Annotated in this window: 9 protein-coding genes and 5 pseudogenes; 3 read left to right on the top strand and 11 right to left on the bottom strand. The window is 64.7% G+C overall.

The genetic code is table 11. The features are described from left to right. Both ABD225_RS11645 and ABD225_RS11640 read left to right on the top strand, forming a co-directional pair. A partial coding sequence (locus ABD225_RS11645) for a transposase family protein (RefSeq protein ID WP_344085276.1) occupies positions 1 to 915 on the top strand: 915 nt, incomplete at its 5' end. Then, positions 809 to 1,369, top strand: a complete 561-nt coding sequence (locus ABD225_RS11640) for a transposase (protein WP_344085274.1) — start codon at positions 809 to 811, stop codon at positions 1,367 to 1,369. The genes ABD225_RS11645 and ABD225_RS11640, both read left to right, overlap by 107 nt. Positions 1,370 to 1,524: 155 nt before the next feature. On the opposite strand, the gene ABD225_RS11635 is transcribed toward ABD225_RS11640, so the two are convergent. From ABD225_RS11635 to ABD225_RS11590, 10 genes and pseudogenes are all read right to left on the bottom strand, one after another. Next, positions 1,525 to 2,910 (bottom strand): hypothetical protein, encoded by a 1,386-nt coding sequence (locus ABD225_RS11635; protein ID WP_344085271.1) that lies wholly within the window; start codon positions 2,908 to 2,910, stop codon positions 1,525 to 1,527. A 40-nt stretch (positions 2,911 to 2,950) separates the two neighbouring features. After that, on the bottom strand, positions 2,951 to 3,883 hold the full coding sequence (locus ABD225_RS11630) for a hypothetical protein (protein WP_344085268.1): 933 nt from the start codon (positions 3,881 to 3,883) through the stop codon (positions 2,951 to 2,953). A 764-nt stretch (positions 3,884 to 4,647) separates the two neighbouring features. Continuing rightward, positions 4,648 to 5,109, bottom strand: coding sequence for an OmpA family protein (locus tag ABD225_RS11625; RefSeq protein ID WP_344085514.1), 462 nt, complete (start codon positions 5,107 to 5,109; stop codon positions 4,648 to 4,650). A 293-nt stretch (positions 5,110 to 5,402) separates the two neighbouring features. Further along, positions 5,403 to 5,927: pseudogene (locus ABD225_RS11620) on the bottom strand (ISL3 family transposase); the annotation flags it as partial. 126 nt (positions 5,928 to 6,053) lie between these two features. Further along, the gene (locus tag ABD225_RS11615) at positions 6,054 to 6,557 is read right to left on the bottom strand and encodes a group II intron maturase-specific domain-containing protein (RefSeq protein WP_486348475.1); all 504 of its coding nucleotides are present in this window, start codon (positions 6,555 to 6,557) and stop codon (positions 6,054 to 6,056) included. Further along, positions 6,540 to 7,342, bottom strand: a pseudogene (locus ABD225_RS18835) (reverse transcriptase domain-containing protein); the annotation flags it as partial. The pseudogene ABD225_RS18835 and the gene ABD225_RS11615, both read right to left, overlap by 18 nt. 675 nt (positions 7,343 to 8,017) lie before the next feature. Then, a complete protein-coding gene (locus ABD225_RS11605) occupies positions 8,018 to 8,185 on the bottom strand; it encodes a hypothetical protein (protein ID WP_344085526.1) in 168 nt (55 codons plus the stop codon). A 221-nt stretch (positions 8,186 to 8,406) separates the two neighbouring features. Beyond that, positions 8,407 to 8,475, bottom strand: a pseudogene (locus ABD225_RS11600) (hypothetical protein); the annotation flags it as partial. Beyond that, positions 8,475 to 8,624: a hypothetical protein gene (locus ABD225_RS11595; protein WP_344085523.1), complete on the bottom strand. Its 150-nt coding sequence runs from the start codon at positions 8,622 to 8,624 to the stop codon at positions 8,475 to 8,477. The gene ABD225_RS11595 and the pseudogene ABD225_RS11600, both read right to left, overlap by 1 nt. 203 nt (positions 8,625 to 8,827) lie before the next feature. After that, positions 8,828 to 9,198 (bottom strand): annotated as a pseudogene (locus ABD225_RS11590) (ISL3 family transposase); the annotation flags it as partial. 104 nt (positions 9,199 to 9,302) lie between these two features. Between ABD225_RS11590 and ABD225_RS11585 the strand changes: the two are divergent. Continuing rightward, positions 9,303 to 9,611, top strand: a pseudogene (locus ABD225_RS11585) (transposase); the annotation flags it as partial. Positions 9,612 to 9,758: 147 nt separating this feature from the next. Here ABD225_RS11585 and ABD225_RS11580 read toward each other — a convergent pair. Continuing rightward, positions 9,759 to 10,952 (bottom strand): hypothetical protein, encoded by a 1,194-nt coding sequence (locus tag ABD225_RS11580; protein ID WP_344085262.1) that lies wholly within the window; start codon positions 10,950 to 10,952, stop codon positions 9,759 to 9,761. Between the last annotated feature and the right edge of the window lie 305 nt (positions 10,953 to 11,257).

Below are 11,257 nucleotides of genomic sequence, written 5' to 3'. Positions count from 1 at the left end.
CATGCACAGGGTCGGGGAGGGCAGCGGCCGGCGACGTTGCTGTTGGGGATCGAGGGGCTGGCGGTCGCCTCGGTCGGCCTCGAGGATGACGGCGCCCGGGTGGTGGAGGTCGTCACCGATGAGGAGACGGCGGCGGCCTGCCCGGAGTGCGGGGTGTTGTCGACGTCGGTGAAGGAGCGGGCGACGACCCGTCGTCGGGACCTCCCGTACGGGGTGGCGCCGATCCGGCTGGTGTGGCACAAGACCCGGTGGCGGTGCCGCGAAACGCGTTGCCCGCGTGGGTCGTTCACCGAAAGCCTGCCGTCGGTGCCGGCCCGGTCCCGACTGACCACGCGGCTCCGCTCGGAGTGCGGGGAGCGGATCGCGACGGACGCCTCGTGTGTGCAGGCGGCCGCGGCCCGGTACCGGGTGTCCTGGCCGGTCGCGCATGCCGCGTTCGTCGCGCACGTCGACGCCGAGCTCGCGGCGCCGCTACCGCCGGTGGAGGTCCTCGGGATCGATGAGACCCGACGGGGCAAGCCGGTCTGGGCCCAGGACCCGGACACGTGTCGGTGGCACCTGGTCGCCGACCGGTGGCTGACCGGGATCGTCGACGCCGCCGGCACCGGCGGCCTGCTCGGGCACGTCGACGGGCGCACCGCCGAGGTCGTCGCCGACTGGCTCCGGGACCAACCGCAGGCGTGGCTGGACGGGGTCACCCACGTGTGCATCGACCTGTCCGGCTCCTACGCCAAGGCCGTCGCCGACGCCCTCCCCGGGCGCGGTCCTGGTCGCCGACCGGTTCCACCTGGTCCGTCTGGGCAACGACATGGTCACCGCGGTGCGGCAGCGCGCCACCCGCGAGCTCCGCGGCCGCCGCGGCCGGAAGAAGGACCCCGAGTGGGCCTCCCGGCGTCGGCTGCTCACCGGGCATGAACGGCTCTCACCGGTCGCGTTCGCCCGGCTGTGGAACGGGCTGGTCGACGCCGGCGACCTCGGCGTCGAGATCCTCCACGCCTACGCCGTCAAGGAGGCGCTGCGGGACCTGCTCGCCCTGGCGCCGACCCCCGGCACGTCGGTCCCGGACCGGTCGGCGATCTCCCATCGGCTGTGGCGGTTCCTCGACCTCGCTGCCGCGACCGACAGCCCCGAGGTGCACCGGCTCGCCGCGACCATCGAGGCGTGGTGGCCCGCGATCGAGGCCGGGCTGGTCACCGGCCACTCCAACGCCCGATCCGAGGGGTACAACCGGCTCGCCAAGCACCAAGGCCGCAACGCCTTCGGGTTCCGCAATACCGAGAACCAACGCCGCCGCATACGCTGGGCCTGCACTCGTCAACACCGGCGAGCCTCAGCCAAGAACCGGGAGGTGCCCGGTCAAGTTCGATGAGCCCGCATAGCCAAGCCCTCCACGATTCGGGGGGAACCACACAGCTGCGATCAGCGAGGTGCGCGGTCAAGTTCGATGAGCCGAATATCCCGGGGTTCGGCCAACTTCCTATTCCGAATTCGGCTGGATTCTCAGCCTGATGGTGATTCCAGCGATTAGAAGCGCCCTCGTGACCCTTCTGCAGACCCGCCAGCCTCAGATGCAAGTTCTGGTGGCGCGACTGCCCGGATCACCGCACGCAACTCACGCGTCCGCGTCTCTCGAACGGCGTCCCGCTCCTCAGTCATAGTCTTGACCGCGGACCTGATGACAGAGGCATGCTGACTAATGGGAACCCCCAGGGGCATGCGATCATTCAAACCGCGTCCGATGAGGAGGAGTTGGACGACTTTCCCTTCGCCCCGAGCCTGTTCGGACGCGTCCGTTGCTACAGCGGTGTCTAGCCCTGGCTCCAACATTCGGAAGAATGTCCGCCACCTTGAGTCCATCTCCTGGGCACGCCGTTCCAGTGTCTCCTTCTCTTGCTGATGGCTTTCCGTTGAGAGCGCAACCGCGGTACGGGCCATGTCGACATCTGAGTTCGCTGACTCAAGTTTCTTGTCTGCCGCGTCAACGAGATCAGCCAGCTCATTGCTGCCGGCCATGTTCACGACAAGTACCGCGATGGGCAGCGCTAGCACAACCACGGCCGCCACTTGGAGTTGTCCAGGGAGTAGGGCGGATGTGCTATCGGTGAGCAGCGACCAACCGAATCGGGAAACTATCGCGGTTAACGCCGAAACCAGGGTTAGAGAAGCGGCAGCAAGAAAGGCTACCCCCAGCCAGGGCCCATCGGCATACTTTCTCATCCAAGAGGCCAAAATGGAGAACCAGGAAACGCCGGGCCTGTCAAGAGAGAGGACGATCCCTGTGCGATCTGCGCCCATTTCGGACAATCGGTCAGTTGCGCGCCTAACAGCCAGAACGCGCCCTATCGCGACCGCGCAAACAACAACAATGGCGGGCGAAATAGCGGAGAAAGTAGTCCCCACGGCAAGCGCCCCCACTTTCTGGCCAGCGCTGAAAGCGTCGAGCGAGGTGACCTCCAAGAAGTCCTTGAGCTGTAGAATCCACGACGCAAGGAATACCAGAATGTTGATGACCCTGACTACGTTGGGCCCAAGAAGACGTTTGATGCTTCGCTCGCCTTCCAAACTCTCCTTAAGTTGGAGAATCTGACTGCATTCCTTCCGAATGTTCTCCAGTATTCTTTCCGCATGCGCGAGCGCCGCCTTCTCGGGAACCGCGGCTTCTTGTGACGCAAACCGCTGCGCAGCGCGGCTCGCGGCTTCGGCATCGGCACCCATGCGCCCGCATTGTGAAACAAGGTCAAGGATTCCGCCAGAAGCTCTTGCGAATGGCCAGTCGATCAGTACGGACTCGGACACCAGGGCCGATTCAAGGTACGAAAGCTCTTGAGGATTCGCTACTTTTCCGTGGGGGACTTTTCGTGCGTACTCCGAGAGCACGGCGCGAATCAGGGTTTTCTCGCGACGATTCAAACCTTGGACTCTGGACACAGCGAACCACCGCTGGATCGTATTACGCTGTTTCACTGGGCGTCCACCTAGTGCTATTCAACTGATCAAGGATTCCTCGCTCGACTTCGTAGCGTTTCTCAATAAGAGCAATTTGGTGCGTTTGGGCCTTTCGAAGCGATTCCAGTCGTCGCCGAAGAACGTTCAGCCATGCACGGCGCCCCCAGCTGAAGGGCGGTCGAAGTCGCAACTCATTGAGCAGAGGATCATGACTGAAGTACTCGACCGCCGCGCCAAGCACGGGGATGAGCACGGTAAGGGCGGTTGCCGCAAGACGGGCAGTAGTCGCAGGGCCAAATTGGCCGTAGTAGCGAACAGCCCCAGCGCAGAATGTCAAGGCCAGATACAAGAGGGCGAGCAAGACTAGGGAACCACCGCCCAGGCTAGGCCGGGACCATTCTCCGCTTACCTTAGCTCCGGACTCGACTGCCCTCCGGGCGAAGACCCAATCCTTGGCAAGGTGGCCGAGCATGACGCCGGAAAGAAAGACGAGAAGGCCGAAGAGTCCTCCCTGCCAATACTCCCAAGCTCGCCAGCTATCTTCAACCTCCAAGGCAATCGCGAACGACTGCTGGAAAATCGCGAAGTCAAGGGATCCAATGAGTAGCAATAGCAGGAGGTGGGGAGTTCGAGATAGACGCCAGGTTCGCATGATGAGCGGGACATGCCTTGTGTCGAGGTCAAGTTCCTGCGCGCGGCGCCGTTCTAGGAACGTCTTGTGATGCTTCTCGTACTCTTCCATTTGTGCGAAGAGAGCAGCTCGGCCGCCACCTGTGAGTCGGGCTTCTGCGACCGCTAACGACTCGCGCGCTGCATTTAACTCGAGTTCTCTCGCCCCGTCGAGGATCCTTTGTTGTGCCTGCGGTGCCGCGCTTCCCGTTGCAGTCGTGAGATTGTGGATTTGTCGTGCGACAGATCCTAAGGTTTCGTTGGGCATAGGATATGCCTATCGAACGGTGCAGCTGCCAGTGGGGCCGACCGCTTCTATGCACAAGCCACGTGCTAGTTCTCTCGCGAAGGCGCTGGACCCTTGTTTGTTTTCGGCGGTGCCTGCGCCTATCACTGTAACCTTCGCTCCCGTTAGATTTCCAATAGTTCCTTGGGTAGCACATAGCTTGACAATTCGCCTGGCGAGGTCCGAGTCGAGTGTCCACCTTGGGTCCACATTCATGCAGTCGGTCCCATTAGATTGAAAGGTGGCCCACAAGATCACTCGAACCCCTCTCATGCTGGAGACATATCCGGAGGCGCTATTGAAGAGCATGCGTGGATCGCCGAGTGCCTGAGGACGTGACTCCGTGACGGAGGTCGCGATGCTCTTCTCGAGCATGCTGGCGACGAGCTTCGGCCGTTCCTTATCAACTTTGCTGTTCTTTGACGCCAAGGAGTAAGTCTGGATTCCTGGTCCCATACACGAGATGGCGTCTGCCTTCGACGCCTTGTCAGGGTAAATCAGGCCTAAGACGCTAAACGTGTCGTTCTGAGCAATAGAGGCGGGAAACTCCCTGGCGATGGACGCAGCGATTTTGGCTCCAGTGGCCGCAGAATTGCTCGGCGGTCGAACGAGGACCACCACGTCTGGTTCTGTCCCGGTGGTCTTGACGAAACCGCCGCAATCCTGAGGGGGCGTGCATGCGGCGATGGCTGGTGTCAAGAATGTGCTCGCGACGATGATGGCAAAAGTTAGAGGACGTCGGTGTCTCAGCACTTCTTGTCCTTTTCGAGAATGGTCTTGCTTTCAACGGTAAGCGGTCTTGGGAAGAATCTGATAATCACCGTGCGCCGGCTTTGGTCTGCGACGCCTGGGGTGGCCCGGATGCCGGAAGTGCGTTTGCCCGTCGCTGTGGACCGGGGAACAACGCCCCTCTGGCCGCATGGAACTTTGTAGTAGCTGGCACCACGAAGCGCCCCCCCTTCTTCGAGTGCTGCTTGGGCACTCTTTGTCCGCTTCATCGTGAGTTCTTCGTTGTAACTTGGCGTGCCAAGTCCGTCGGCGTAGGCCTTAATTAGGACCAACACGCCCTGCGTTCTGTTGGCGTATTTATCATTCCATTCCTCAGCCAATGCGGTCAGAATGGCCACGCCCTCCTTGCGGAGGTCATAACTGCCTATTTTGAATAGGGAATCTGCGTCAATTGGCCTTGGCGGCGACGGTGGTGGCACCCCTGTGCTGGTTCTTCCGGGTAGATCCGGTTCGGATCCCGGGCTTGGGTTGATGGCTGGAGGTGGGCTGGCAGTGCATGCCGTGCAGGCGAGCAATCCAGCGGCGAACCTTACCCATAGGCCGTCCACCTGCACCTCTCTTTCGTCCGAGCTTGTTGAAGGTACTTGGCGGCGAGGGGCGGTTCTGCATAGGGATGTTACTAGAGAAGGCAGGCCTTGTCTTGTCCCCTAAATATGGGACAGATGGGGTTGACCCCTTTCGGCGGACATCGTCTATGCGGTTTGGGGGCTCTTCACCGATGAGTGTGGGGTGAGGGGTCCAGGCCGCCGCCGATGAGGAGCATCCGCAGGCGGTAGTTGTCTCGGTTGCGAAAGCCGCGGGCGACGCGGCGGCAAAGTTCGATGAGGCCGTTGATGGCTTCGGTGCCGCCGTTGGAGGCGCCGTTGGTGTCGAAGTAGCCCAGGAACTCGGTGCGCCACTGCTTCAGGGTCCGGCCGAGGCGGGCCACCTCGGGGATCGGGCACGAGGTGAAGGACTCGAGGATCTTCTCGGCGACCGCGCGGCCGGCGGCGTGGCTGTCTTGGTGGTACGCGCTTCGTACCTGTTGGGCGCAGGACCAGGCGACTTCGACCTCGAAGTGCCGCTCGTCCGCGGCCCACGCGGTAGCCAGTCGTGCGTTCTGTCGGTCCGTGAGGTTCTCGGCGCCGGCGCGCAGGATGTTGCGGATCCGGTACAGCGGGTCGTCGCGGTGCCCGCGGTGGCCGCAGGTGTCCTGCTGCACCCGACGCCGGACGTCGTCGACGACGGCCGTGGCGAGGTGAGGTCGGCCCGGGGCGCGGTGACAGTGTTGCCGTCTGTTGCGTTTCCCCGGGCCGCCTCCCGAACCGGGCGTGCGGCTTGCACCGCACCCGGCTCTCCACGAGCCCGTGCCGAGGTCGAACCGTTAGGCGATGTGGGCGAGGGCGGCCCAGCGGGAGGGGATGACGCCGCGGTATCGGTAGCGGGTGACCGTCACCGATGCCGGGTCAAACAATGCCGTCTCCCCGTCGCGGGGCCACCAGCCGGTGGGCCCGTATCGTCGCCGGAGGGCCTCCCACCCCGTCTTGCGATGTTTGTTCCGCAGCCATCGGATGACCCGGTTCCACGTGTAGTGGCGCAGGTATCCGAAAGTGGCCTTGGCCACCGCGTGACGGAAGTAGGCCGTCCAGCCCCGCAGCACCGGATTGAGCTGGCGCAGCAGGTCGCCTAATGCGTGGTTCGTGCCTTGTTTCGTGATCGCCTTGACCTTGCGGCGGATCGAGGCCACCGACTTCTTGGCCGCGAAGGTGTAGACGTATCGCTTTCCGGTGCCCGGCTTCCGGTGCCGCTGGATGCGGAACCCGAGGAAGTCGAACCCGTCGTCGATGTGGACCACGGTGGTTTTCTCCGGCGACAGCCGCAGCCCCATCGGGGCCAGGACGTCGCCGACCTGATCGCGTAACGCCTCGGCGTGCTCCCGTGTGCCCGACACCAGGACCACGAAGTCGTCGGCGTAACGCACCAGGCGGTACACCGGCAGGCCGTGGCGGCGCCGGCGGGAGCGGTCGACCCGGGTCGGGCTGATGGCAGCCCAGACCTGAGCGAAGTGCTCGTCGAGCACTTCCAGGGCGATGTTGGCCAGCAGTGGGGAGAGGATCCCGCCCTGCGGGTGCCGGTGTTCGACTCGCGGTGGACCTGGTCCTCGCTGAGGATCCCAGCCTTGAGGAACGCTTTGATCAAGGCCAGGACTCGCTTGTCCCCGATCCGTCGACGCACCCGGCCCATCAGGGCCGTGTGGTCTATCTCGTCGAAACATGCCGTGATGTCGCCTTCGAAGACCCACTCGTAGGAGCGGGACGCGAACATCTGCACCTCGGCGACCGCATCCCACGCCCGCCGCCGGGGCCGAAACCCGTAGGAGGAGGGGTGGAAGTCGGCCTCGAAGATGGGCTCCAGCACCAGCATGAGACACGCTTGGACCACCCGGTCGGTAACGGTCGGGATCCCCAGCCGCCGGTACTTGCCCGGAGACTTGGGGATCAACCGCTGCCGAACCGGCGCCGGGGCGAATGTACCCGACTTGACCTGCTCACGCAGGTCGGTCAGGAACGCCGTCACCGCTGCTGGCCCCTCGGCCGTGATCGCTCGGGCGGTGACCCGATCAACCCCGGCCGTGCGTGCCCCACGATTTGTCGCAACCCGCTCCCAGGCCATCACCAGGAAAGCGGGGTCCACCACGAGATTGAACAAGTCGTCGAACCGGGCCGTGGTGTCCCCGGTCGACCATCGGTGCAACTTGGCCTGTATCCCCAGTACCCGGGCTCGCGCCTGTGACAGGCTCGGCCACGGCGCGTCGGTATTCACCGGCGACCTCCTGGCATTGCAGCACCCTCGTTGCGGACTCGCTGCCGCCCTTTGCCATGTGGACGGCTTTCCCATCCTCGGACTACTACGGCGGCTCCGCCCCCTACCGCGCCCGTCAGGCGACGGTGGCCCTGCCCGCCGGGCTGCTGGATGCAGCCCGGGTAGGGCGGGCACGGCAGGGTTCCCATGTTCACTGTGTCGCGGTCGGCGGGGGCGGTGCCCAGCTCTGCTCCGGCAGCATCGCCGCGAGTACGCCGCAGGCTTTCCTCGCGGCCTCCCGGACCGGCATCAATGACCGTCCCGGAAGTCGCCTCCCCGTTCGTCCGTTCGGCGCGCACTGCAGCCCGGCCCACATCCGCCAGGTTGGAGCCGGATCCACGATTACGGAGGTTCAACCACTGGTTCACTCTCGTTTTCCCGTCTTGCTCACCAGGCACGGCCCGTCCGGTAGTGCCGAACCGTCCTGACTTTGTCGCGGCTGCTCCCACCCTCCCCGGCGTTCCCCGGTTCAGGCTGCCGCCAGCTTCACCCAGCCGCTGCGACGGCCAAGCGATGTAGGTCTCTCACCTCCATCCGAAACAACAGCGCCTCGTGGCGCACCACGTGCTCATCCACCCCCAGGACCGTGACGTTCTCGAAGCGGGAGGTGTCCGCGTCGGCCGCCTCCAGGATCGGTCTGATCGTGTCCCACACCGTGCGCCACCCGGTGCCGAGTGGCGGCGGACCCCGTTGACGGAGGCGTGCTCTCGGCGGATCTGTTCGATCGACCACCGGCACGCCCGCGTCGTCAACGACGACCGAGGAGCCGCGACCCGCTCGTCCTGCTCCACGAACTTCTTGACCGGGCAGCCCGGGTCGGGGCACCGCCACCGCCGCTTGCGCCAGATGATCCTCACCGGTCGGCCCATCGCCGGGGCGTCGACCAACCTGACGGCAACACGACCGTGTCCGTGCGCGACGACACCACAGGCCCGGCACCCCATCACCGTCGGCTCTGACTCGACCGTGACCACGAGCCGGTCCCATCCTCACGGTCGACCCCGGTCACGCGCAGCCCGTCCAGGCCCACCAGCAGGTCGCAACGCTCGCAGTAGCCGCCCAGGGCAGAGCAGCACGACGTAGGCTCGCTCATCGTCGAGGTCCTCGCGATCAGGAGAGGTAAGAGTCCTCTGATCCTCGGGGACCTCGACCCCTCCCTAGCCTCAGGCCGCCCCTCGGCGCGTCGCGCTCACCCCACACTCATCGGTGAAGAGCCGGAAAACGCCCCAGGTCGAACGCGTCACCGCAGGTCACAGACCTGACGCACTCCCGACCCAGGAGCCGTGAGCCAAGTCAGGTGAGGTGCTTGAGCACGATCGCTTCCAGCGCCCACCGCAGTCCACGCCGTGACAACTTCGCCCGCGGCTCCGCCGCCTTGGTGGTGTCCTGATGCCACACGTGGCCGCAGTGCGCACATCGGTAGCGGCGGACCGTCACCACCAGCGTCGTCGGGCGCCACCCCAGCGGCTCGTGCGCCAACTCCCGGATGACCGTGTCCCTGGGCGCGCCCTCGCAGCCACACCGTCGACACCACTGGTCAGGCTCGACCACCCGACACGCCAAGACCGCACGGTCAGGCTCCAGCCGCTGCCCACCGCCTCCAGGCCTAGCTCGTCAAGGCGGGCGAACGTGGTCAGGTCAGGGCAAGCGAAGGTAGCGTCAGGCACGTCGAGGTCTTCCAGATGGTCAGTGTGAGAACTTCCATCCTGCGAAGGCCTCGACGCCTACCCCCGCACCGACGCGCCGACCACCCCGAAGTCATCTCCTACACCCTCGATTGTGGAGAGCCTACAAGGCGTCGAGCCCCGTCGAGGGACGGCGGATCGCCGAGGAGATCACCGCGTCGCTGCCGACCTGCCCGATCCCGGAGATCAAGCGACTGGGCAAGACGCTCAAGCAGTGGCGCGAGGCGTTCCTGGCCTACTTCGACACCGGCCGCGCCCGCAACGGCAGCACCGAAGCGATCAACGGCCTGATCGAGCTGCACCGCCCCGTCGCCCGCGGCTTCCGCAACCGCGAACACTACCGCCTACGCATGCTGCTCATCGGCGGCGGACTCGCCTACCCCCACCTCAGGTAGGAAGAGCCCGCATAGCCAAGCCCTCCACGATTCGGGGGGAACCACACAGCTGCGATCAGCGAGGTGCCCGGTCAAGTTCGATGAGCCGGTTTGGGATGAGCCCTTTTGGTACGTGATCGACTGCCCCTGGCAAGTTCTCTGCACCTGTCAAGCCAGATGCCGCTCGGCTAGTTTGCGAATCTTGGCGAGCCTCTTGCTCACCGGGCTGTGGTTGGCATAGCCGAGCGTGGCAGCAACGTCGGTGAGTTTGGTGACGCCACTGCTCAGTAGCACAACGATGCGGCGATCTTGGGGGTCAAGCAGTGCAAGGAAGTCGTTGCAGACGATGTCGCCGATGACTTCGGTCTCAGGGCTATGGACGGGTGGCCCGTCTTTGAGTTCGACGAAGGTGACCTTGACCTTTGAGCGTTTGCGGTGGAGTTTGCGCTCGAAGTCCTCCTTGGCGTAGGTCCAGTGGTTCGAGAAGTCGTCTTGGATTCGGTGCGAGCGAACGGCGTCGAGGATTCCTCGGAGGTTGCCGGTGCCGTCGGCGGCGTCGATGACTTCCTGGGTGGCCTGCGCGGCCTCCTGCTCGCCTTGCCAGAGGTAGGACCCCATTCGGGGACGCACGAGGCGGGCGCCCTCCAACGTGGACCCATCCATCAGGACGGCTGGCTCGTCCAGCGGTTCGTACGCGCTGCTGTGGGGTAGTTGGCGGAGTCGGGCTTGGAGGACCTCGGTGACTGGGGGGATCCAGTAGTCGAGGTTGTGAGCGAGAAGGCGGATGGGGTCGTCTCTGGTGAATCCGAGCATTCGGGATCCGGGCATCAGGTGCCGCCAGATCGTGTGGGCCCAGGCCTTGGCGAGACGATCCTGGGCGTCCAAAGGCAGCACGGAGTCAACGTCTCCGAGCGGCGCGAGGAGGGGCCAGACGCCTTGAGTCATGACCGGCAATCCGTGCCGTAGGAGCGTGTCCTTCGATAGGAGGTGAAAGAGGGGCGCCAGCTCGTAGTAGCGCGTGGTGGTGCGGGGGATGAAGCAGATGTTTCGTTCGCCTTGGTCGGCGAGCTTGCTCATCCAGCCCGGCAGTTCGTCCTCGTCGAAGAGGTATCGACGGTACTGCGCCGCCTCCCAGTGCATGTTCCACAGGCCAAGGGCGCCAATGTCCTCGAGGCTCCGGTTGGTGACGGTGACGTATTCCAGGGGGTCAGGGGCTGTGGCGCGCAAGGTGGCATTGAACAGGTGCCCGGCGGAGAGGTTGTTCATGGCGGGGTAGTACTCGGGCGTGGCCAACATGGCCCGCTGGAGATGCCAGCTGGGTTCGGTGGACTCGTCGTCGCCGGGGCGCGTGTGGGTGGTCATGGTCGTCATACCTGCGTTACGACAGGTTTCAGTACTTTCGTTCCGAAGCGTCGGGGGTGGGGCGCCGGGGCTGGTGTCCGGCGCCCCACCCGCCTATCGTGGGCTACGTAAGTCGGCTGGCCACGACGAAGGCCGTGGTCAGCACGGTGATGATCACGATCAGTCGTGCCGTCTCGGGCCATCCCGCCAAGGCCGCCCGGATGGTGCGACTGATCTCTTTCATCGTTGTCACCGTTCGCCTCACCTCCTTCCTCGGATCGTGGAGGGCCGAGAGAGTGCCCTCTGCTGAGTTACGACGCGCGGTC

This window comes from Nostocoides veronense, assembly GCF_039531185.1.
Taxonomy (GTDB): Bacteria; Actinomycetota; Actinomycetes; order Actinomycetales; family Dermatophilaceae; genus Nostocoides_A; species Nostocoides_A veronense.
Note: the sequence above shows the minus strand (reverse complement) of the source record. Positions and strands in the feature narration are given on the sequence as shown.